Here is a 22,966-nt window from a genome sequence, read left to right as displayed (position 1 = left end):
ATTTATAACTTAAGAAATAATAGTTATATACGAGTGAAAGGGGATGCGATATGACAGAACGTGATCGTTATACAAATGAAGAAAAAGAAGCTGGGCCGAAAGAAGTTCCGAAAGAAGCTTCAATAGTGGAGAAAATTCAACAGCTTGGACAAACGAATGTGCCGCAAATGAATGAATCACGTATTCATTGTTTAACAATCATTGGACAGGTGGAAGGTCATGTTCAGTTGCCACCGCAAAATAAAACAACAAAATATGAGCACATTATCCCGCAAATTGTCGCGATTGAGCAAAATCCGAAAATTGAAGGTTTGCTTTTAATATTAAACACAGTTGGAGGAGACGTTGAAGCAGGGCTAGCGATTGCTGAGATGGTAGCTTCGCTTTCGAAACCGACGGTATCTCTTGTTTTAGGCGGAGGGCATTCGATTGGTGTACCAATTGCAGTTTCGACTGATTATTCATTTATTGCAGAAACAGCGACGATGACGATTCACCCAATTCGTTTAACCGGTCTTGTTATAGGTGTGCCGCAAACATTTGAGTATTTGGATAAAATGCAAGAAAGAGTCATTCGATTTGTGACGAAACATTCGAAAGTAACGGAAGATCGTTTTAAAGAACTTATGTTTGCGAAAGGGAATTTGACCCGAGATATTGGGACGAATGTAATTGGTGGAGATGCAGTGAAGTATGGTCTTATTGATGATGTGGGTGGCATTGGGAGTGCACTTCAAAAACTAAACGAATTAATAGAGGCTCGCGCAGATGATAATGCAGAAGGAACGATGCTACAATGATTCTATATACAATTATGCCAGAGCAACTTGTATACCCTGCCGATTATTCGCAATGTGAAAGTCAAAAAGTTGTAAATATACATGGTGTTGAATTGATGGTTTCTGAAGAGGAACATGGGTGTTATTCTATTGTGCGTGTGTTAAGTACGAATCCATTTCACTACTTAGAGTATGAGCCTGGTCAGAAAATAACCTTTTAGCAAAAAGAAGGATTTTGTTCAGAAGCTATGGTATAATATAAAAAACAAGACGGTTGAGCAGCCATGAGTAGGGGGCTGCTTTCTTCTGTTTATTTAACATTTTACAAGAAGTGTAAAAATAGAAGAGATAAAGACCTGAAAGAATAGAGAAAACAGACATATAAGTAGAGTTTTTTTAGAGGTTGTCCTTATTTATATGTAGAACACGAGGTGAAGAAATGGCAAAACAAAAGCAAAGAGGGACGAAGGCAAAGGCAAGACGTACGATAAAGCCAACTCTATATTATGAAATCGTCGGTTTGGCTCTTTTTGCACTTTCAATCATTACGATTTTACAGCTAGGCGTTGTAGGGAAATCGTTTGTGTTATTTTTTCGCTTCTTCTTTGGTGAGTGGTACATAATTGGTGTGTTAGGTGTAATAGCTTTATCGGTTTCGTTTGTTATAAAACGTGGATGGCCGAACCTTTTAAATAAACGGTTAATCGGTTTTTATTTAATTGTATTGGCGATATTAATGTTCAGTCATATTACATTATTTAACCTTCTTACGAAAGATGGAGCAGTGCAAAATACTTCTGTTATTGTGAGTACGAAAGATAACTTCTTTCTTGAAATGAAAAAAGGGCCAGATAGCGTTCACTTAGGCGGTGGGATGTTTGGTGCGCTCATGTTCGCAACATGTTACTTCTTATTTGATGAAGTAGGAGCCTATATCATTGGAATTATTTTAGTTATTCTTGGAATACTTTGTATAACAAATAAGCATATTGGAGAAGTTCTTGCCCCGGTGGGTAGAATTCTTAGAAGTCAATTTCAAGTTATGCAAGGGGATTATAAAGATTGGCGATCAAAAAGGATTGCTGAACAAACAGAAAAGAAAAAAACAACAAGAAGTTCAAGACACGCACGTGCTGTGGAGCAAGAAGAAGTGATTGAGCCGATGGAAGAGATGCAAATTGATCCCCCCATTATTTCAAATTTCACTGAGAATTATCCTGTAAATGAAGAAGAGGATAAACGGATGGAAGAAGAACATGTAACAGATCCAATTACTTCACCGTTTATTGAAGAAGCTCCACCTATTGAAGAGCCTAAGAAAAAGCGTGGAGAAAAAATTGTGGAATCTTTAGAGGCGGAAACAAGTGCCCCACCGATGCAATTTTCAAATGTTGAAAATAAAGATTATAAGCTTCCTTCGCTTGATATATTAAAGTTCCCAAAAAATAAGCAAGTTACAAATGAAAATGCGGAAATTTATGAAAATGCTCGTAAATTGGAACGTACATTCCAAAGTTTTGGTGTGAAAGCGAAAGTGACAAAAGTACACAGAGGTCCTGCAGTTACGAAGTATGAAGTGTATCCTGATATGGGAGTAAAGGTAAGTAAAATTGTTAGTTTAAGTGATGATTTAGCGCTTGCTTTAGCTGCGAAAGACATTCGTATTGAAGCGCCTATTCCCGGGAAATCAGCTGTAGGGATTGAAGTTCCGAACTCAGAAGTTTCTATGGTAACACTTAGGGAAGTGCTGGACTCTAAGGCTAATAATCATCCAGAAGAGAAGTTGTTAATTGGTCTTGGACGAGATATTACAGGTGAAGCTGTATTGGCCCGTTTAAATAAAATGCCCCATTTACTAGTAGCCGGTGCGACAGGTAGTGGGAAAAGTGTGTGTATTAACGGGATTATAGTTAGTATTTTAATGCGTGCAAAACCGCATGAAGTAAAATTAATGATGATCGATCCGAAAATGGTAGAGTTAAATGTATATAATGGTGTGCCCCATTTATTAACACCAGTTGTAACTGATCCGAAAAAAGCATCGCAAGCTTTGAAAAAGGTTGTAAGTGAGATGGAACGCCGTTATGAGTTGTTTGCTCATAGTGGTACGCGGAATATTGAAGGGTATAACGATTATATTAAAGCGCATAATAATCAATCGGAAGCGAAACAACCTGAATTACCGTATATTGTAGTAATTGTGGATGAGTTAGCAGATTTAATGATGGTTGCTTCGTCGGATGTAGAGGATGCGATAATGCGCTTGGCACAAATGGCTCGTGCGGCTGGTATTCATTTAATTATTGCAACGCAGCGCCCATCGGTTGACGTTATTACAGGTGTTATTAAAGCGAATATTCCATCACGTATTGCATTCGCTGTATCTTCTCAAACGGATTCTCGTACAATTCTTGATGGTGGTGGCGCAGAGAAGCTGCTAGGTCGTGGAGATATGCTATTTATACCAATTGGTGCATCAAAGCCTGTTCGTGTACAAGGTGCATTTTTATCAGATGATGAAGTTGAGAGAGTTGTAGAATATGTTATTGGGCAGCAAAAAGCACAATATCAAGAGGATATGATTCCACAAGATGTCCCTGAGACAAAGCAGCAAGTTGAAGATGAATTATACGATGAAGCAGTTCAGCTCGTAGTGGAAATGCAAACAGCGTCTGTTTCTATGTTGCAACGTAGATTTAGAGTAGGTTATACGCGAGCTGCTCGTCTAATTGATGCAATGGAAATGAACGGTGTAGTAGGTCCATATGAGGGTAGTAAACCGAGAGAAGTGCTCATTAATGATGTACAAGAAAAAAGTTCTTAAAAAAAGCCTAATTGTTTTTGCAATTAGGCTTTTTTATATACTGTTTTTGTTATATACTATATCCAACAAGAAAGAAAGGGCTTACATTCAAGTCGGTTCTTTAGAATACGAATGCTATGAGTGTGCCTTTTTATAAATGTTCGATATTCATTGTAGAAAAATGTTAAATTTTGTTGACACGTATGAGAGCAAGTGGTAAGATTACTTCGAAAAGAATCACTGCCTCATATAATCTTGGAGATAAGGTCCATAAGTTTCTACCTGGCAACCATGAATTGCTAGACTATGAGGGGAAAAGTGTGTAACAAAGGATGTAAGGGATCTTTGTGCCGAACTTTTTCTCGAAAAGAGGAATGTTTATGGTGCAAAGTTTTTTTTATGCAGTAAAGAGTGAAAATTTTATCTAAAAAAATTATTAATATTTATTCGACAATTGTGTTTATTTTTAGTGATTAGTCATGTTTACTATGTTGTAAGTTGAAAAAAGAGAAAAGAAGTCTTACATCAGAGGTCGAATAATTGAAATGCGGGGGAGTCTTATGTCAGTAAAATCCGATAGTCGTCACCTATATTTACGGGTGATTGATCACATCAAAGAAAAAATTAAAGATGGGGCTTACAAAGAAAGACAAAAGCTGCCATCAGAGTTTGATTTAGCGAAAGAACTTGGCGTAAGTAGAGCTACTTTAAGGGAAGCATTGCGTATTTTAGAAGAAGAAAATGTTGTCATTCGTAGACATGGTGTAGGGACGTTTGTAAATGCAAAGCCATTATTTTCTTCTGGAATAGAACAACTTTCTAGTATTACAGATATGATTTCTAGTGTGGGGAAAACACCAGGAACAATCTTTTTATCATCATCTACAACAACTTTAACCGAAGAAGAAAAAGAGAAGTTTAATAGTGAAGATGGTTTTAATGCAGTGATGATTGAGCGTGTGCGTACAGCGGATGGGGAACCTGTTGTATATTGCATTGATAAACTTGCAAAAGAAATATTGCCGGATTTATCGGGCTACAATGAAGAATCATTACTTACAGTGATACATAATAACACGCATAAGCGCATAACGTATGCGGTTGCTCATATTGAGCCGATTGGTTACCATCCGAAAATCTCACCGATTTTAGAATGTGAGCCTGAAACAGCACTGCTTGTATTAAAACAAATGCACTATGATCAAAATGATGAGCCAATCTTATATTCTATTAATTACTTTAGAGCTGATAAGTTTAGCTTCCACGTATTAAGAAAACGTATGTAAGTAAGTTCCTTTTTAGGGAGGTGACAGCAAGAAGTAAGGGACAGCAGCGTAAGAAGAAATATATATCATTTTAGGAGGGGTTTCTAGTATGAAGAAAAAAGCAGGTCTTTTATTATCATTAACATTAGCAGCAAGTACAGTTTTAGGTGCATGTGGTAACTCGGATAAAGCGAGCAGTGACAAGAAAGACAGTAAAGACAATAAAGATTTCAAAGTCGGTATGGTAACAGATGTTGGAGGCGTTGATGATAAATCATTCAACCAATCTTCTTGGGAAGGGCTAAAAAAGTTTGGTAAAGATAACGATTTAAAGGAAAAGAAAAATTATCGTTACCTACAGTCTGAAAAAGAAGCAGATTATATTCCAAACTTAAAGAAATTTTCAAAAGATAAGTATGATTTATCTTTCGGAATTGGTTATAAATTAGAAGGTGCAATTAAAGAAGTAGCAAAAGAATCTCCAAAACAACAATTCGCAATCGTTGATACTGTTGTAGATGCACCAAACGTAACAAGCATTACATTTAAAGATCATGAAGGCTCATTCCTTGTAGGTGCGGTAGCAGCTATGTCAACGAAATCGAATAAAGTAGGATTTGTTGGTGGAATGAAGAGTGATTTAATTAGTAAATTCGAAAATGGATTTAAAGCTGGTGCAAAGGCAGTAAATCCAAATATTGAAATCGTATCTGAATATGCAGAAGCATTTGATAAACCTGAAAAAGGTACAGTTCTTGCTTCAGCAATGTATGGTCAAGGCGTAGATGTAATTTATCATGCTGCTGGTGGTACAGGTAATGGTGTATTCACTGAAGCGAAAAACCGTAAGAAAAAAGGTGAAAACGTTTGGGTAATCGGTGTTGACCGTGACCAAAACCAAGAAGGTATGCCTGAAAATGTAACATTAACTTCAATGGTAAAACGTGTAGATATCGCTGTTGAAAAAGTAGCACAAGAAGCGAAAGACGGTAAATTAAAAGGCGGTAAAATAGAAGCGTTTGGCTTAAAAGATGACGGCGTTGGTATTGCAAAAACAACTGACAACGTGAAAAAAGTTAACCCTGAAATTTTAACAAAAGTAGAAGAGTTTGAAAAGAAAATTACAGATGGTGCAATTAAAGTACCAGCTACAGATAAAGAGTATAAAGAATATGAAGCTTCTCTAAAAAAATAAATAGAGAAATAGCAAAGGTTAGTTCATAGAACTAACCTTTGTATGTATAAAACTTCCGAATTGCTTAATAAGTTAATAGTGTAATAGGGGAATGTTCCCTGTTAAAAGGAGGAACACAATGGAATACGTAATTGAGATGAATAACATTACGAAAGTATTCCCAGGCATTGTAGCGAATGATGATATTACGCTGCAAGTAAAGCAGGGAGAAATACATGCTTTACTTGGAGAAAATGGTGCAGGGAAATCCACATTGATGAATGTACTATTTGGTTTGTACCAGCCAGAACAAGGTGAAATTAAAATTAAAGGAAAAACTGTAAAGATTACAAATCCGAATATAGCAAATGACCTTGGTATTGGAATGGTACATCAGCACTTTATGCTTGTTCATAATTTTACAGTTACAGAGAATATTATTCTCGGAAACGAACCGAAGAAAAAAGGGAAAATTGCTGTTGAGGAAGCTGCTAAAGAAATTCAAAAACTGTCTGAACAATACGGTTTAGCTGTAGATCCATATGCGAAAATACAAGATATTTCTGTCGGTATGCAACAGCGTGTTGAGATTTTAAAAACACTTTACCGCGGGGCAGAAATTTTAATATTTGATGAACCGACAGCTGTGTTAACACCACAAGAAATTCATGAGCTAATTCAAATTATGAAAAAGCTTGTGCAAGAAGGGAAATCTATTGTTCTTATTACACATAAGTTGAAAGAAATTATGGAAGTTTGCGATCGTTGTACGATTATTCGTAAAGGAAAAGGGATTGGAACGGTTGACGTTGCAAATACGGATGAAAATAAACTTGCAGAATTAATGGTCGGACGTCAAGTGAATTTTAAAACAGAAAAAATAGACGCGAAGCCAAAAGAAGAGGTACTTTCAATTGCAAACCTTGTTGTTCACGATGCACGTCAACTACCTGCTGTAAAAGGCCTTGACTTAACTGTTCGTGCGGGGGAAATTGTCGGTATTGCAGGAATTGATGGAAACGGACAAAGTGAATTAATAGAAGCAATTACTGGTTTACGAAAAGTTGAGTCAGGTTCTATTGCAATTAAAGGGAAAGAAATAACAAATTGGCCTGTTAGAAAAATAACAGAAGAAGGAATTGGTCATATTCCAGAAGATCGTCATAAACACGGACTCGTTCTTGATTTTTCTGTTAGAGATAATATAGTTTTGCAAACGTACTATAAAAATCCGTTTTCAAAGAAAGGGATTTTAAATTTCAGCAAAATTACAGAAAAAGCAAAGGCACTTATTGAACAGTTTGATGTACGTACACCTAGTGAGCAAACGTTAGCTCGTGCACTATCTGGGGGAAATCAGCAAAAGGCAATTATTGCACGTGAAGTAGACCGTGATCCAGATTTATTAATTGCAGCACAGCCGACACGTGGTTTAGATGTAGGGGCAATTGAATTTATTCATAAGAGATTAATAGAGCAAAGAGATAAAGGAAAAGGTGTATTACTTTTATCACTAGAGTTAGAGGAAATTTTAAATGTTAGCGATCGAATTGCTGTTATTTATGAAGGAACAATTGTAGCAATAGTTGATGCGAAAGAAACGAATGAACAACAGCTTGGATTGTTAATGGCTGGAGGAACAAAGAAGGAGCAGGTGGGTACAAATGGCTAAAAAACTTTTAACAGAACGAACGATAAATATTTTAGTCCCAGTACTATCCGTTATTTTTGGCTTACTTGTAGGAGCGATTGTAATGCTAGTTAGTGGCTATGACCCAATTGTTGGTTATAGTGCACTTTGGACAGGCATGTTCGGCAGTCCAAGTGCGATTGGTGAAACACTTCGTACAATGATACCGCTTATTCTTGCTGGTTTATCGGTGGCGTTTGCATTTCGTACAGGTTTATTTAATATCGGGGTAGAGGGTCAATTGTTAGTTGGTTGGCTTGCAGCGGTTTGGTTCGGTTATGCAGTCTCGCTACCAGCTGTTCTTCACATTCCATTATCTATTTTATTCGCAGCGTTAGTAGGCGGAATCTGGGGTTTCATCCCTGGATATTTAAAGGGAAAGTTTCAAGTTAATGAAGTTATTGTAACAATTATGATGAACTATATCGCGTTATATGTAACATATGATATTATTAAGCGCTTTTTACACGAGGGTAATGATAAAACGTACGACATTAAAGAGAGTGCGTCATTATCTTCAGACTGGCTTGCATCCATTACTGACGGTTCACGCCTTCACTGGGGAATTATTGTAGCAATTTTAATCGCTATTTTAATGTGGTTCTTATTAGATCGAACAACTTTAGGTTATGAATTAAAGTCAGTAGGATTTAATCAACATGCTTCTCAATATGCAGGGATGAAAGTTTCTCGTAATGTAGTATTTTCCATGACAATTGCTGGTGCGTTCGCAGGGATTGGTGGAGCGATGGAAGGATTAGGAACATTCCAAAGCATGACAGCGATGTCCTCCTTTACAGGGGTAGGGTTTGACGGGATTGCCGTAGCCTTACTTGGAGGAAATAATCCGTTTGGTATTATCCTTTCAGCTTTATTATTTGGTGGTTTGAAAAGTGCTTCCCCTCAAATGAACTTTGAGGCAGATGTGCCATCAGAGCTTATAAACGTAATTATTGCATGTATCATCTTCTTTGTTGCATGTAGTTATGTGTTAAGATGGGCGCTTACACGCATGAGCAAGGAGGGGAAATAAATGAGCTTTTTAGATATATTAGCCATTCTTGTGACGGGTACGTTATATACATCGGCACCTATAATTTTCACAGCACTAGGTGGTGTATTTAGTGAACGATCGGGTGTTGTAAATATCGGATTAGAAGGACTAATGCTATTTGGTGCATTTATTGGAGTTGTTACAAACTTATTAATGGGTGATACTTGGGGAACGATGACTCCGTGGATTGCGTTATTGTTTGCGGCAATTGGTAGTGGTTTATTTGCATTACTTCATGCAGTAGCATCTATTACATTCCGAGCGGATCAAGTTGTAAGTGGTGTAGCAATTAACTTCTTATCTCTTGGTTTAACAGTATTTGCAATTAAGAAGATCTTTGATAAAGGGCAGACTGACTTTATTCAGTACCGTATTGAAAAGATTGATATTCCAGGTCTTTCGGATATTCCGGTTATAGGGAAAATATTCTTTTCAAATGTACCAATAACGTCGTATATTGCGATTGTTTTAGCATTTGTTGTTTGGTATGTTATTTATAAAACACCGTTTGGTCTTCGATTGCGTGCTGTTGGTGAACACCCAATGGCAGCGGATACGATGGGGATTAACGTATATAAAATGCGCTATATCGGCGTTTGTATATCAGGGGTGTTTGCCGGAATTGGTGGGGCGATTTTTGCAATGTCCATTTCTAATAACTTCTCAGGAGCAACTATTACAGGACAAGGTTTCTTAGCTTTAGCTGCTATGATCTTTGGGAAGTGGAATCCGCTAGGCGCACTGGGTGCAGCTCTATTCTTTGGCTTTGCTCAGTCTCTTAGTGTAACGGGTGGAACAATTCCTGTATTAGACCAGATTCCAAGTGTTTTATTAACGATATTACCGTATGTATTCACAATATTAGCACTTGTCGGTTTTGTAGGTCGTTCTGAAGCTCCGAAAGCATTAGGAACTCCTTATGAAAAAGGAAAACGATAAGTAATTTGTAAGTAGAAAAAAGCTCGCACATTAGTGTGAGCTTTTTTACATAGAATATATGTAATACGAAATTTTACTATGTTCCTTACATATTATAGTTTTTAGAAAAAGTCATTTGTAAGCATAATAAGGAAGAAAAATTGGTTTTTTATTTCTAAAAACTGTATATTGAAGAGGAATATTCCTATATACGTAAAGGAGGGCTATAAATGAAACTAATGGAACAACAATTACATGAGTTAGGTGGTTTGCGAGTACATATTATTCCGACTGATAAATATAAAACAAATACCTTTGTATTTCGTTTTAAAGCACCTTTAAATGAGGAGACGGTGACAGAGCGTGCCCTATTGCCATACGTATTGCAAAGTGCGACAGAAAAACTTCCTTCTGTAATTCGTCTACGTCAATATTTAGAAGAATTATACGGATCTTCTTTGGGAGTAGATGTAAGTAAAAAAGGGGAAGACCATATCATCTCCATTTATGTAGACATTGCAAATGAAGTATATTTACACGATGCACCACCGTTATTTGAAAAAGCGCTTTCTATGTTATCGGATATTGTTTTACATCCAGCAACAGAGGGAAATAGTTTCCTACCTTCTATTGTAGAAAGTGAAAAAAGAGCGCTTTTGCAGAGAATTGAAGCTACTTATGATGATAAAATGCGCTATGCAAATGAGCGTTTAATCGAAGAAATGTGCAAAGTAGAACCGTATCGATTAAGTGCAAATGGAAAAAAAGAGAGTGTTACTTCTATTACAAATGAAAGTTTGTATCAATATTATCAAAAGGTGTTAGCGGAAGATGAAATGGATCTATATATTATTGGTGATATTTCAGAAAACGCAGTTGATCTTGTAAGTAAGTATTTTTCTATTACAGCGCGTCCTGTGAGAGAAAGAAACGTACTCCTTCATAAGCGAAATAATGAAGAAAAAGAAGTTGTTGAAAAACAAGAATTAAAACAAAGTAAATTACACATTGGTTATCGTACGTTTGTCACATATAAAGATGAAGATTATTTTGCACTGCAATTGTTCAATGGGCTATTTGGAGGTTTTTCTCATTCGAAGTTATTCGTAAATGTCCGCGAAAAGAATAGTTTAGCGTACTATGCAGCATCAAGATTTGAAAGTCATAAAGGCTTGTTGTTTGTTATGTCAGGGATTGAAGCAAAAAATTATGAAAAAGCAGTTGAAATTATTAAAGAACAAATGCTTGCGATGCAAAATGGTGATTTTTCTGAAGAAGAGATGCATCAAACGAAAAGTGTCATTCAAAATCAAATATTAGAAGCAATTGATACGCCACGTGGATTTGTGGAAATGCTATATCATGGTATTATTTCAGATCGTACACGTCCAGTTGAAGAATGGCTAACAGGTATAGAAAGTGTGACGAAAGAAGAGATTGTGAAAGTTGCTAAAAATATTGAACTAGATACAATTTACTTTTTACAAGGAACGGAGGGAGAATAAATGGAGAAGATTGTTTATGAGCAATTAAAAGAGACGCTCTATTATGAAAAACTTCCGAATGGATTAGATGTATATGTTTTACCGAAGCAAGGATTTAATAAAACATTTGCAACGTTTACGACAAAGTATGGTTCTATGGATAATACATTCGTACCATTAGGTAAAGAAGAAATGATTCGTGTACCTGACGGAATTGCGCATTTTCTTGAGCATAAATTATTTGAAAAAGAAGATCACGATGCTTTTCAATTGTTTAGTAAACAAGGAGCATCGGCAAATGCTTTCACATCCTTTACAAGAACAGCTTATCTTTTTTCATGCACATCAAATGTAGAACAAAATTTAAATACGTTGTTAAATTTCGTACAAGAGCCTTACTTCTCTGAAAAAACTGTTGAAAAAGAAAAGGGGATTATCGGACAGGAAATTCAAATGTATCAAGATAATCCAGATTGGCGCTTATACTTTGGATTAATTGATAGCTTGTTTGTAAAGCACCCCATTAAAATTGATATTGCAGGGACAATCGAGTCTATTAGTAAAATTACGAAAGACCTATTATATGAATGCTACGAAACATTTTATCATCCGAGCAATATGTTACTATTTGTTGTTGGTGCAATTGATCCAGAGGAAACAATGGACTTAGTGCGTGAAAATCAAGCGAAAAAAGATTATAAAAATCAGCCGGAAATTGTACGTTCATTTGAAGATGAACCAAATGAGGTAAATGAAAAGAAGAAAATCATTTCAATGCCTGTACAAACACCGAAATGTTTAGTCGGTATTAAAGCGACAAATTTAAAAGAAAAAGGGAAAGCTCTTTTAAAACAAGAAATCGCGCTTACGTTACTTTTAGATTATTTATTTGGAAAAAGCTCGGTTCATTACGAATCGTTATATAATGAAGGGCTTATTGATGATTCGTTCTCGTATGATTATACGGAAGAGAATAACTTCGGTTTTGCAATGGTTGGCGGTGATACGAAGCAACCGGATGAATTGGAAAAGCGTTTGAAAGATATTTTATTAAACACAAATTATGATCAATTAGATGAGGCAGCATTAGAACGAGTAAAGAAAAAGAAAATTGGTGGCTTTTTACGCTCGTTGAATTCACCGGAATATATCGCAAATCAATTTACGCGATATGCGTTTAATGAATCTAGCTTGTTTGATGCATTGACTGAATTAGAAAGTCTAACTGTTCAAGATTTACAAGAAATAGCGAAATTATTATTATCAGAAGAAAAAATGAGCGTTTGTCAAGTTTTACCGAAAAAATAAAATTTAAAAGATACCCTCATCTTATCATTGATAAATTGTAAGATGAGGGTATTATTTAGTTATATGAAAAATGAGCTTGTAGAGATAAGAGAGGGTAATTATGAAAAAGTATGCATTAGTAACTGGAGGGAGCGGAGGGATTGGCTCTGCTATTTCAAAACAATTAATTCAAGATGGATATACTGTATATGTTCATTACAATAACAGTGAAGACAAGGTAAATGAGTTACAGAAGGAATGGGGTGAAGTGATTCCTGTTCAAGCGGATTTAGCTTCTAATGATGGGGCAGAGCAGTTGTGGGGACAAATTGAACATCCTATTGATGTTATCGTATACGCAGCTGGGAAGAGTATCTTTGGATTAGTGACAGATGTAACAAATGATGAGTTGAATTATATGGTAGAACTTCAAGTTAAGAGTGTATATAAATTACTATCAAAGGCACTTCCACCTATGATTGGGCGGAGAAGTGGAAATATTGTAGTTGTTTCATCTATATGGGGGCAAATAGGGGCTTCTTGTGAAGTGTTATATTCAATGGTAAAGGGAGCACAAAATTCATATGTGAAAGCTTTAGCAAAAGAGGTTTCTTTAAGTGGATTGCGTGTGAATGCAGTAGCACCAGGTGCAATTGAAACGGAAATGTTAAGTGTCTTTTCTGAAGAAGATAAGATTGGCATTGCTGAAGAGATACCATTAGGCAGAATAGGTTTACCAGAAGAGGTAGCAAAGACAGTTTCATTTCTCGTATCACCAGGAGCATCTTACATAACTGGACAAATTATCGGTGTGAATGGTGGCTGGCATTGTTAAAAAATTCTTACATAAAAAATGAAAAGTTGCACAAATTAAGCATGATTTTATTACTCAATAGTGAGGTGCTTAATTATGTCAGTGTTAGATAATTTTGATCAGTGGAAGAGCTTTTTAGGAGAACGTTTAGAACAAGCGGAAGGAAAAGGGCTTAATAATGGTGCCGTATCAGATATGGCATTTCGTGTTGGCGATTATTTAGCAAATGAAGTAGAAGCGCGTAACGATCAAGAAAAATTATTGTCTGAGCTTTGGAAAGTTGCTGATGAACAAGAGCAGCATACAATCGCAAATTTAATGGTTAAGTTTGTACAACATAAGTAAAAGTAGAGAGGAGATTCTCCTCTCTACTTTTTTTGTATAATAATTACACGGGAGAGATTATACATTTAGCTTCCCTATTAAGGTGAAATCATATAATATAGTACGTAGGTGTAAAGTAAGCAAGGGGAGTGATCTTGGATGATTGAATGGTATTTTGAATATGAAATACATAAAAACCGACCTGGCTTGCTTGGTGACGTTTCTTCGTTAATCGGTATGCTCGGCATTAATATTGTCACAATTAATGGTGTTGATAATGCACGACGTGGGTTACTCCTTATGTGTGATAATCAAGAGCAGATCTCTAGACTTGAATCAATTTTAAATACGATGGATAACATAACGGTAACGAAATATCGTCCGCCAAAGCTAAGGGATAAACTAGCGGTTAGACATGGTAGGTACATACAACGAGATGCAGATGACAAGAAAACATTTCGTTTTGTGCGTGATGAATTAGGATTACTTGTAGACTTTATGGCGGAAATCATGAAAAAAGAAGGCCATAAACTAATTGGGATACGAGGAATGCCTCGTGTCGGAAAAACAGAATCCATTGTTGCCGCAAGTGTTTGTGCAAATAAACGATGGTTATTTGTATCATCTACTCTCATTAAGCAAACTGTTCGTAGTCAATTGATTGAAGATGAGTATAGCGATGACAATATTTTCATCCTAGATGGAATTGTGTCAACAAAGCGTGCCAATGAAAGGCATTGGCAACTCGTTCGTGAAATTATGAGATTGCCTGCAACGAAAGTTGTGGAACATCCTGATGTATTTGTGAGTCAGTCAGAATACACATTGGATGATTTTGATTATATTATCGAGTTACGTAACGATTATGATGAAGAAATTCAATATAATTTAGTAGATGAAATTGAGCAAGGTACGCAAAATAATTTCTCTATGTTCGACTTTTAAAGAAATATTGAGGTGTTAGTAGTGACAGAATTAGGACAAAAGCTGAAAGAAGCAAGAGAAGCAAAAGGCTTGTCTATTGATCAGCTGCATGAGATTACAAAAATTCAAAAACGCCATTTAGTAGCGATTGAAGAAGGCAATTATGACGTATTGCCAGGAGCTTTTTATGCACGTGCATTCATTAAACAATACGCAGATGCGGCTGGATTAAATGGAGAGGAACTGCTTGTAGAATATCAGAGTACGATACCACAATCTGAAAATCGTGATGTTCCACAAGTATCAACTGGACAAAAAACACAAGAAACAATGCAAAAATCTTCATCATTGCCAATGGCAGATCATATGCCGAAAATCTTAATTGCATTGTTAGTAATCGCATTTGGAGTCGTAGTTTGGTTTGTTATTCAAGCACTGACTGGTAAAGATGACGGACGAGTTCCGGCTACTCAAAGTGAGAAAATTGAAGTTAAAAAAGCAGAAAATTCTCCGCTAGATACGAAGAAAGATGAAGCGAAAGCGGAAGAACCAAAGAAAGAAGAACCAAAGAAAGAAGAGCCAAAAAAAGAAGAGCCAAAGAAAGAGGAACCAACTGGACAACAAGAAGTAAAAGTAGTTGGAACAAGTGGTAAGGTATCTACTTTGGAAATTCATAATAATAAAACATTAGAACTGGAAATTTCAGCGAAGGGTACAAGTTATGTAGATGTTAAGGACGATGCGGGTAATGAAATTCTAAACACTACAGTACAAAGTGGTCAAACAGAAAAACGTGATTTATCAACAGCAAAAGAAGTGCGACTTAATATTGGAAATGCAACGAATGTTGAAGTTAAACTGAATGGCCAAGTGGTCGCTTACCCATTGGATCCAGAAAAAGAACTTCACCAAAGATTGGTGATAAAAAACCAAGGGGTAGAGCAACCTGCACAATAACAGTCATCGCTTCGATGACTTTTTTCAATGAACAAATGTTTTTGATATGATGGAGGAATAGCTGTGAATTTACCAAATAAAATTACAATATCTAGAATCTTCTTAATCCCAGTTTTTATGGTAATTATGTTAGCACCCTTTGATTGGGGTTCATACACAATTGGTGATGTAGATCTACCAATTCAACACTTAGTAGGGGCGCTTATCTTTATTATTGCCTCAGCTACAGATTGGATTGATGGACATTACGCAAGAAAGTATAATCTTGTAACAAACTTAGGGAAATTCCTTGACCCGTTAGCAGATAAATTACTTGTTTCGGCAGCACTTATCACATTAGTCGAGATGGGATCTGTACCAGCTTGGATCGTTATAGTAATTATAAGTCGTGAGTTTGCTGTGACAGGTTTACGACTTGTACTTGCTGGAACAGGGGAAGTCGTTGCAGCGAATCAATTAGGGAAAATTAAAACATGGACACAAATTATTGCGATTGCAGCGTATTTATTACACGATGTACCGTTAAATTTAATCCATATTCCAGTTGCTGATATCTTTATATGGATTGCATTAATTTTTACTGTTATTTCAGGATGGGATTATTTCTGGAAAAATAGAGCTGCTTTTGTAAACTCAAAATAGAAGTTTATGGGGGAATTGGGATGAATGCTGAAATTATTGCGGTTGGAACGGAATTATTACTTGGACAAATTGCAAATACAAACGCCCAGTTTTTATCTGAAAAGTTAGCTTCAATTGGCATTAATGTGTACTACCATACTGTAGTTGGAGATAATAACAAACGATTACAGCAGGCGATTGAAGTTGCAGAAGAACGTGCGGACATGCTTATTTTTACAGGTGGATTAGGCCCGACAAAAGATGATTTGACGAAGGAAACAATTGCGTCTAGCTTAGGGGAAGAGCTTGTATATGACAAAAATGCATTAGCATTAATAAGCGATTATTTTAAGCGTACAGGTCGTGAGTTCACTGAAAATAATAAAAAGCAGGCACTCGTTTTGAATGGAGCAACTGTATTTGCAAATGATCACGGTATGGCACCTGGTATGGGTTTAAATAAGAACGGAAAAGTTTATATTTTATTACCAGGACCACCGAAAGAAATGAGGCCAATGTATGTAAGTTATGTAGAGCCTTTTTTACGTAACTTTACAACAGGAGAAAACATTTATTCTCGCGTGCTTCGCTTCTTCGGAATTGGGGAATCTCAATTAGAGGTGAAAGTTCAAGATTTAATTGATGGACAAACGAACCCGACAATCGCCCCGCTTGCGAATGATGGAGAAGTGACATTACGTTTAACTGCGAAGCATCAAAATGCTCATGAAGCGGAGAAACTCATTCAGCATATGGAAGATTTGATTTTAGAAAGAGTAGGAGAATTTTTCTACGGGTATGACCAAGAGTTTCTGCACTATAAGGTGATAGAGTTATTGAAGAAAAAAGGATTAACTTTAGCGTGTGCAGAAAGTTTATCAGGTGGTCTCTTCGGTAATCAAGTAACAGAAAGTGCTGGTGTGTCTTCAGTATTTAAAGGCGGTGTCATTTGTTATCATAATGATGTGAAGCAACATGTTTTACATGTACCTGAGGAAGTGTTGTCTACTGACGGTGCAGTTAGTAAAGAATGTGCTCGTTATCTTGCTGAAAATGTTAAAGAATTATTAAAAGCGGATATCGGAATTAGTTTCACTGGGGTAGCAGGACCAGATGCTTCAGAACATAAAGAGCCGGGAACAGTATTTGTTGGATTGGCGATTAAAGATGAACCAACTGTAGTCTTTCCTCTAAATTTAAGCGGAAGTCGTCAACAAATTAGGGAACGCTCAGCAAAATATGGGTTTTATCATTTGTATAAAAAGCTAGAAGAGATATAAGTCTCTTTTAGCTTTTTTTAATGGTTAAATGCAGTTTTATGTAATGGAAAATAAAAAAATCGAATAAATGTTCGATTTTTGTTGGCAAATTGAATTGAAAATAGGTATAATAAGATTAGCAATTCAGTTAAGGAGGAATTTTGAATGAGTGATCGTCAAGCGGCATTAGATATGGCGTTAAAACAAATAGAGAAGCAATTCGGTAAAGGTTCAATTATGAAATTAGGAGAACAAGCTGAGCGTAGAATTTCTACAATTTCAAGTGGTTCTTTAGCACTTGATGTGGCACTAGGGGTAGGCGGATACCCACGTGGCCGTATTATTGAAATTTACGGACCTGAAAGTTCAGGTAAAACAACAGTTTCATTACATGCAATCGCTGAAGTACAGCGTCAAGGTGGACAAGCAGCGTTTATTGATGCGGAGCATGCAATGGATCCTGTATATGCACAAAAATTAGGCGTTAACATAGATGAATTACTATTATCACAGCCTGATACAGGGGAACAAGGACTAGAAATCGCAGAAGCACTTGTACGAAGTGGCGCGGTTGACATTATCGTAATTGACTCTGTAGCAGCTCTTGTACCGAAAGCAGAGATCGAAGGAGACATGGGTGACTCACACGTAGGTTTACAAGCACGTTTAATGTCACAAGCACTTCGTAAGCTTTCAGGTGCAATCAATAAATCAAAAACAATCGCAATCTTTATCAACCAAATTCGTGAAAAAGTTGGGGTTATGTTCGGAAATCAACTACAAGTTGCTTAATCAAAGTAATGTACTTGAGTCTTTATTTGTCTTCTTCGACTAAGTCTTTATAAGGGATTTCTTATAGGGAGAGATTAAAGTGGCAGTGACAATTGGAAATAGAACTTATCGAAACATAGAACAATGGCAAGTGGATTTTATTGTGACACATGCGGATAGCAAATTGAAAGATATAGGTAAAGAAATTAATCTTGATGAAAGGCGAGTAGGTGAAATATTAAAGTTACTCGGAATTAAAAGAACCAGATATAGAAAGATTTACTTGCCTAAAACCGCAGAAGTTGAACAAGAATTGAAAAATCCATATTTATCACATGTTGAAATTGCTATTAAGTATGGCGTATCCGATACATGTGTTGCTAAAAGGAGAAAAGAGCTTAATGTAAAGGTCAGAAAGAAAAATTATGATACTTTACTGGAACAACAGGTTGAACAGATGTTGTTAAGTTTAGATCTGGCGTTCATTAAGCAAAAAAGAATCGATAAGTGGTCTATTGATTTCTACTTAGGTAGAAAATATTGTTTAGATGTCCATGGGAAATGGGCACACTCACTCAAAAAGATAAAAGAACGAGATAAAAGAAAACTTTTATTTATGGAAGAGGGCTGCTATAAATATCTTGTTATACATGAAGAAGAGTTAGCAAATAAAGAAAAAGTCTTGCAAAAGATTAAGGAGTTTACCATGGGTTTCCCTTGCTAGTGATAGCATGTAAAAAAACCTTGTGAACCTTATTGCCTAAGGGTGTAACTATCCATATAGTTGCTAACGGTGAAGCCCACCATTATTTAGGGTAATACCGTGCCAAGCTCCATAGTGATATGGGGAAGGTGTAGAGACTACCGAAAAGGACTTTTAGTTAACTGAGTAGGGTACGGCAGATGATAGGCTACTGCTGGAAGTGCAAGGCTCTCTGTAAAGAGATGAAGAGATAGTCCGGACTATAGAGATGGAAAATCTATAGATAGTGCCAGAAACAACTCCAGGTGGTCGTGCGTTGAAATTCTATTCAACAGTTCGTCTTGAAGTACGTCGTGCTGAGCAATTAAAACAAGGTAACGACATCATTGGTAATAAAACGAAAGTAAAAGTAGTGAAAAATAAAGTAGCACCACCATTCCGTGTTGCTGAAGTTGATATTATGTACGGAGAAGGTATTTCAAGAGAAGGTGAAATCTTAGATATGGCTTCTGAACTTGATATCGTTCAAAAGAGTGGTGCTTGGTACTCGTATAATGAAGAACGTTTAGGACAAGGTCGTGAAAATTCAAAACAATTCTTAAAAGAGAATACGGATTTAAGAGAGGAAATTGCCTTCTTTGTTCGTGATCATCACGGAATTGGTGAAGACTCAGGTGTGGAAGACACGGAAGATTCAACTCTTCAAGATTAAAAAATAAAAGACACGGTCCCGTGTCTTTTATTTTTTTACCTTCTATTAAAATCGTGTATATCGCAGTAGTTAAAAAAATTTTTTTTGACTCAAACGGGATGTGTAAAGAGGGATATTCATATGTTTTAAGGGAATAAAATGGTATTTACTAAGGTTTTCCAGGATAATATGCTATCAATTTTTCAAGTTCAGATAACATTCAGGACTGAAGGTAAAGAAAGTAAAAGTAGACAACGCTTGACAATGAAAATTCCGATAGATACAATGAGAATGTATATTTTTTCTTATATACGATATACTCTTCTCAAGAAGAGAAGTAATATTCGGAGTAAGGTTTAAATCTTGCCGAAATAATAATATGACATTTTAATTGTGAAATGAAGAAAGTCCCTTAAAAAAGCGGGACGACGGTCTTTGCTGTATGTTGTAATTCAATGTACATGCCGACAGTCTTTTTTCATTCATAGCAAGGGGAGGTGAAATCATGACGAGTACATTTTGGATACTCATCTCCATTTTGCTTGCAACAGCAGTCGGTGCAGTTGTTGGCTTTTTTGTTCGAAAGTCTATTGCTGAAGCGAAGATTAATGGTGCAGCTAATGAAGCGAGACGTATTTTAGACGAAGCGAATCGTGATGCAGAAGCACTTAAGAAAGAAGCGCTTTTAGAAGCAAAGGATGAAATTCATACACTTCGTACAGAAGCTGAATTAGAAATTCGTGACCGTAGAAGCGAATTACAAAAACAAGAAAATCGTTTAATGCAAAAAGAAGAGAACCTTGATCGTAAAGACGAAACGCTCGATAAGCGCGAGCAACAGTTAGAGAAGAAAGAGGATTCTCTTGTAGCGAAACAACAACAGATTGAAGAGTTGGAAAGCAAAGTGGGAGAGTTAGTTCAAAAGCAACAAACAGAATTAGAGCGCATTTCCAATCTGACACGCGAACAAGCGAAAGCAATTATTCTTGGTAAAGTGGAAAGTGAAGTTTCTCATGAAATTGCCGTTATGGTAAAAGAAAGTGAAATTCGCGCGAAAGAAGAAGCGGATAAGAAAGCAAAAGAGATTTTATCTCTTGCAATGCAAAGATGTGCAGCTGATCATGTTGCTGAAACAACCGTTTCGGTTGTAAATCTTCCAAATGACGAAATGAAGGGACGTATTATCGGGCGTGAAGGTCGTAATATTCGTACGTTAGAAACGTTAACGGGTATTGACTTAATTATCGATGATACACCAGAGGCGGTAATCCTTTCTGGATTCGACCCAATTCGTCGTGAAACAGCTCGTATCGCTCTTGATAAACTAGTACAGGACGGACGTATTCACCCAGCGCGTATTGAAGAGATGGTCGAAAAATCAAGACGTGAAGTGGACGAGTATATTCGCGAAGTCGGAGAGCAAACAACGTTTGAAGTGGGTGTTCACGGATTACATCCAGATTTAATTAAGATTTTAGGTCGTTTGAAATACCGTACAAGTTACGGACAAAACGTCTTAAAACACTCTATGGAAGTTGCATATTTAACTGGACTTATGGCAGCAGAGCTTGGTGAGGATGAAAAACTAGCAAGACGTGCAGGTCTATTACATGATATCGGGAAAGCTATTGATCATGAAGTAGAAGGTAGTCACGTTGAAATTGGTGTTGAACTCGCGACGAAATATAAAGAGCATCCTGTAGTTATAAACAGTATTGCATCTCACCATGGTGACACAGAACCAACTTCTATCATTGCAGTTTTAGTTGCAGCAGCAGATGCATTATCAGCTGCAAGACCGGGAGCTCGTAGTGAAACGCTTGAAAACTACATTCGTCGTCTTGAAAAGTTAGAAGAGATTTCAGAGTCTTATGAAGGCGTTGAAAAATCATTCGCAATTCAAGCAGGACGTGAAGTTCGTATTCTGGTAAAACCAGATACAATCGATGACTTAGAAGCTCATCGTTTAGCTCGTGATATTCGAAAACGTATTGAAAATGAACTGGATTACCCAGGACATATTAAAGTAACTGTTATTCGTGAAACACGTGCAGTGGAATACGCAAAATAAAGTGGTGAAACACCACTTTATTTTTTTGTGTTGGAATTGGATAAAATAAAGAAAATCAAGTGAAACAAACTTATAATAAATTTGTTGTAAGGAAATTGCTTGAAGTTATAGTAATAAAAAATGTAGTACATAGAAAGGGTAAGACATATGAGAATATTATTTGTTGGGGATGTAGTAGGATCTCCTGGTAGAAGTATGATTCAACAATACGTACCGGCGTTAAAGAAAAAATATACACCTACAGTAACAATCATTAATGGAGAAAACGCAGCAGGTGGGCGTGGTATTACAGAAAAAATTTATCGAAACTTTTTAGAGTGCGGCGCACAAGCGGTTACACTTGGAAACCATGCTTGGGATAATCGTGAGGTATTTGAATTTATTGATGATGCAAAATATCTTGCAAGACCAGCTAACTTCCCAGAAGGAACACCGGGAAAAGGTCTTATATTTGTGAATTGTAATGGAACAGAAGTTGCAGTTATTAACTTACAAGGGCGTACGTTCCTTCCTCCGATTGATTGTCCATTTCGAAAAGTGGATGAATTAATTAACATTGCGAAAAAACGTACGAATATTATCTTTGTTGATTTTCATGCGGAAACTACAAGTGAAAAACAAGCGCTAGGTTGGTATGTAGATGGTCGTGCTACAGCGGTAGTAGGTACACATACTCATGTTCCTACAGCAGATAATCGTATTTTACCAAGCGGAACAGCATACATTACAGATGTTGGTATGACAGGCCCGTATGACGGAATTTTAGGTATGGATAGAGAAGCGGTCTTGAAGAAGTTTTTAACAAACTTACCGGTAAGATTTGAAGTGACGAATGGTAGAACACAATTAAGTGCAGTGCTAATTGATGTGGATCCGAATACAGGAAAAGCAAAGAAAATTGAGCGCATTTTAATTAATGACGATCAACCATTTTTTGAGTAAATCTCCGTAAAGATTTAGATAAGTTATTATATTTTAATTTTTTAGAAAAATTACGAAAATTTAGCAGGAATACGCGCCATTCCTCGTGAATATAAGTTAAAGTGATATAATTGCTAATACTTTTTAAAGAAACGAGGAGGAAACGCGGAATGGAAATATTAAAAGTTAAAGCAACGTCGGTCCCTAATTCTGTAGCTGGTGCACTTGCAGGTGTTATTCGCGAACGCGGAACAGCAGAAATTCAAGCTATTGGTGCAGGTGCATTGAACCAAGCGGTAAAGGCAGTAGCAATTGCAAGAGGGTTTGTAGCGCCTAGTGGTTTGGACCTGATTTGTATCCCAGCGTTTACAGATATTATGATTGATGGGGAAGAGCGTACAGCAATAAAATTAATTGTAGAACCTCGTTAAGTTTAAACAACCTGTTTGCAGTATG

The 22,966-nt window shown here is 36.6% G+C and carries 20 protein-coding genes, 2 pseudogenes and 1 riboswitch; all 22 genes and pseudogenes read left to right on the top strand.

From position 1 onward, the window contains the following. Nucleotides 1-50 precede the first annotated feature (50 nt). A complete protein-coding gene (gene tepA, locus ACUN26_RS15505; protein WP_000139819.1) occupies nt 51-800 on the top strand; it encodes a translocation-enhancing protein TepA in 750 nt (249 codons plus the stop codon). Continuing rightward, nucleotides 797-1,000 carry a YlzJ-like family protein gene (locus tag ACUN26_RS15500; protein WP_000605018.1) on the top strand — a complete coding sequence of 68 codons (204 nt, stop codon included), beginning with the start codon at nt 797-799 and terminating at the stop codon, nt 998-1,000. The genes tepA and ACUN26_RS15500 overlap by 4 nt, the downstream gene beginning before the upstream one ends. Before the next feature lie 218 nt (nt 1,001-1,218). Further along, nucleotides 1,219-3,603 (top strand): DNA translocase FtsK, encoded by a 2,385-nt coding sequence (locus ACUN26_RS15495; protein ID WP_001118764.1) that lies wholly within the window; start codon nt 1,219-1,221, stop codon nt 3,601-3,603. Nucleotides 3,604-3,807: 204 nt separating this feature from the next. Beyond that, nucleotides 3,808-3,909, top strand: a riboswitch (purine riboswitch). Nucleotides 3,910-4,142: 233 nt separating this feature from the next. Then, the gene (locus ACUN26_RS15490) at nt 4,143-4,868 is read left to right on the top strand and encodes a GntR family transcriptional regulator (protein ID WP_000114182.1); all 726 of its coding nucleotides are present in this window, start codon (nt 4,143-4,145) and stop codon (nt 4,866-4,868) included. A gap of 88 nt (nt 4,869-4,956) precedes the next feature. Then, nucleotides 4,957-6,042 (top strand): BMP family lipoprotein, encoded by a 1,086-nt coding sequence (locus ACUN26_RS15485; RefSeq protein WP_000725765.1) that lies wholly within the window; start codon nt 4,957-4,959, stop codon nt 6,040-6,042. A 118-nt stretch (nt 6,043-6,160) separates the two neighbouring features. Further along, the gene (locus ACUN26_RS15480; RefSeq protein WP_000456934.1) at nt 6,161-7,693 is read left to right on the top strand and encodes an ABC transporter ATP-binding protein; all 1,533 of its coding nucleotides are present in this window, start codon (nt 6,161-6,163) and stop codon (nt 7,691-7,693) included. Continuing rightward, nucleotides 7,686-8,744: an ABC transporter permease gene (locus ACUN26_RS15475; RefSeq protein WP_001085263.1), complete on the top strand. Its 1,059-nt coding sequence runs from the start codon at nt 7,686-7,688 to the stop codon at nt 8,742-8,744. The genes ACUN26_RS15480 and ACUN26_RS15475 overlap by 8 nt, the downstream gene beginning before the upstream one ends. Continuing rightward, a complete protein-coding gene (locus ACUN26_RS15470) occupies nt 8,745-9,704 on the top strand; it encodes an ABC transporter permease (protein WP_000008853.1) in 960 nt (319 codons plus the stop codon). It abuts the gene before it with no gap. 209 nt (nt 9,705-9,913) lie between these two features. Next, a complete protein-coding gene (gene yfmF / locus ACUN26_RS15465; RefSeq protein WP_000772425.1) occupies nt 9,914-11,188 on the top strand; it encodes an EF-P 5-aminopentanol modification-associated protein YfmF in 1,275 nt (424 codons plus the stop codon). Continuing rightward, entirely contained in the window at nt 11,189-12,475 is a 1,287-nt protein-coding gene (yfmH, locus tag ACUN26_RS15460) for an EF-P 5-aminopentanol modification-associated protein YfmH (protein ID WP_000411961.1), read from the top strand. Between the two features lie 100 nt (nt 12,476-12,575). Then, the gene (gene ymfI / locus ACUN26_RS15455) at nt 12,576-13,289 is read left to right on the top strand and encodes an elongation factor P 5-aminopentanone reductase (RefSeq protein WP_000759598.1); all 714 of its coding nucleotides are present in this window, start codon (nt 12,576-12,578) and stop codon (nt 13,287-13,289) included. A 75-nt stretch (nt 13,290-13,364) separates the two neighbouring features. Beyond that, a complete protein-coding gene (locus tag ACUN26_RS15450; RefSeq protein ID WP_000114447.1) occupies nt 13,365-13,613 on the top strand; it encodes a DUF3243 domain-containing protein in 249 nt (82 codons plus the stop codon). Between the two features lie 138 nt (nt 13,614-13,751). Beyond that, on the top strand, nt 13,752-14,537 hold the full coding sequence (locus ACUN26_RS15445; RefSeq protein WP_000574107.1) for a DUF3388 domain-containing protein: 786 nt from the start codon (nt 13,752-13,754) through the stop codon (nt 14,535-14,537). Between the two features lie 21 nt (nt 14,538-14,558). Then, entirely contained in the window at nt 14,559-15,473 is a 915-nt protein-coding gene (locus ACUN26_RS15440; RefSeq protein ID WP_000137455.1) for a helix-turn-helix domain-containing protein, read from the top strand. A gap of 63 nt (nt 15,474-15,536) precedes the next feature. Next, entirely contained in the window at nt 15,537-16,115 is a 579-nt protein-coding gene (pgsA, locus tag ACUN26_RS15435) for a CDP-diacylglycerol--glycerol-3-phosphate 3-phosphatidyltransferase (protein WP_001052980.1), read from the top strand. A gap of 20 nt (nt 16,116-16,135) precedes the next feature. After that, nucleotides 16,136-17,374, top strand: a complete 1,239-nt coding sequence (gene cinA, locus ACUN26_RS15430) for a competence/damage-inducible protein CinA (protein ID WP_000990726.1) — start codon at nt 16,136-16,138, stop codon at nt 17,372-17,374. 144 nt (nt 17,375-17,518) lie between these two features. After that, nucleotides 17,519-18,127 (top strand): annotated as a pseudogene (gene recA / locus ACUN26_RS15425) (recombinase RecA); the annotation flags it as partial. A gap of 97 nt (nt 18,128-18,224) precedes the next feature. Next, nucleotides 18,225-18,848 (top strand): hypothetical protein, encoded by a 624-nt coding sequence (locus tag ACUN26_RS15420; RefSeq protein ID WP_000301533.1) that lies wholly within the window; start codon nt 18,225-18,227, stop codon nt 18,846-18,848. Between the two features lie 268 nt (nt 18,849-19,116). Then, nucleotides 19,117-19,539: pseudogene (locus ACUN26_RS15415) on the top strand (recombinase RecA); the annotation flags it as partial. Between the two features lie 484 nt (nt 19,540-20,023). Beyond that, complete coding sequence (gene rny / locus ACUN26_RS15410) at nt 20,024-21,589, top strand: ribonuclease Y (RefSeq protein ID WP_000204713.1); 1,566 nt, start codon at nt 20,024-20,026, stop codon at nt 21,587-21,589. Nucleotides 21,590-21,736: 147 nt separating this feature from the next. Further along, nucleotides 21,737-22,531, top strand: a complete 795-nt coding sequence (locus ACUN26_RS15405; RefSeq protein WP_001221099.1) for a TIGR00282 family metallophosphoesterase — start codon at nt 21,737-21,739, stop codon at nt 22,529-22,531. 149 nt (nt 22,532-22,680) lie between these two features. Continuing rightward, complete coding sequence (gene spoVS / locus ACUN26_RS15400) at nt 22,681-22,941, top strand: stage V sporulation protein SpoVS (protein ID WP_000404341.1); 261 nt, start codon at nt 22,681-22,683, stop codon at nt 22,939-22,941. Nucleotides 22,942-22,966 lie beyond the last annotated feature (25 nt).

It is taken from the genome of Bacillus sp. WC2503 (assembly GCF_052682895.1).
Note: the sequence above shows the minus strand (reverse complement) of the source record. Positions and strands in the feature narration are given on the sequence as shown.

Coding starts and splice junctions, on each gene's coding strand:
- cinA (WP_000990726.1), top strand. CDS start 16,136: ATGAATGCTGAAATTATTGCGGTTGGAACGGAATTATTACTTGGACAA.
- spoVS (WP_000404341.1), top strand. CDS start 22,681: ATGGAAATATTAAAAGTTAAAGCAACGTCGGTCCCTAATTCTGTAGCT.
- ACUN26_RS15495 (WP_001118764.1), top strand. CDS start 1,219: ATGGCAAAACAAAAGCAAAGAGGGACGAAGGCAAAGGCAAGACGTACG.
- ACUN26_RS15480 (WP_000456934.1), top strand. CDS start 6,161: ATGGAATACGTAATTGAGATGAATAACATTACGAAAGTATTCCCAGGC.
- ACUN26_RS15490 (WP_000114182.1), top strand. CDS start 4,143: ATGTCAGTAAAATCCGATAGTCGTCACCTATATTTACGGGTGATTGAT.
- ACUN26_RS15500 (WP_000605018.1), top strand. CDS start 797: ATGATTCTATATACAATTATGCCAGAGCAACTTGTATACCCTGCCGAT.
- ACUN26_RS15405 (WP_001221099.1), top strand. CDS start 21,737: ATGAGAATATTATTTGTTGGGGATGTAGTAGGATCTCCTGGTAGAAGT.
- ACUN26_RS15475 (WP_001085263.1), top strand. CDS start 7,686: ATGGCTAAAAAACTTTTAACAGAACGAACGATAAATATTTTAGTCCCA.
- yfmH (WP_000411961.1), top strand. CDS start 11,189: ATGGAGAAGATTGTTTATGAGCAATTAAAAGAGACGCTCTATTATGAA.
- rny (WP_000204713.1), top strand. CDS start 20,024: ATGACGAGTACATTTTGGATACTCATCTCCATTTTGCTTGCAACAGCA.
- ACUN26_RS15470 (WP_000008853.1), top strand. CDS start 8,745: ATGAGCTTTTTAGATATATTAGCCATTCTTGTGACGGGTACGTTATAT.
- yfmF (WP_000772425.1), top strand. CDS start 9,914: ATGAAACTAATGGAACAACAATTACATGAGTTAGGTGGTTTGCGAGTA.
- ACUN26_RS15445 (WP_000574107.1), top strand. CDS start 13,752: ATGATTGAATGGTATTTTGAATATGAAATACATAAAAACCGACCTGGC.
- ACUN26_RS15485 (WP_000725765.1), top strand. CDS start 4,957: ATGAAGAAAAAAGCAGGTCTTTTATTATCATTAACATTAGCAGCAAGT.
- ymfI (WP_000759598.1), top strand. CDS start 12,576: ATGAAAAAGTATGCATTAGTAACTGGAGGGAGCGGAGGGATTGGCTCT.
- ACUN26_RS15450 (WP_000114447.1), top strand. CDS start 13,365: ATGTCAGTGTTAGATAATTTTGATCAGTGGAAGAGCTTTTTAGGAGAA.
- tepA (WP_000139819.1), top strand. CDS start 51: ATGACAGAACGTGATCGTTATACAAATGAAGAAAAAGAAGCTGGGCCG.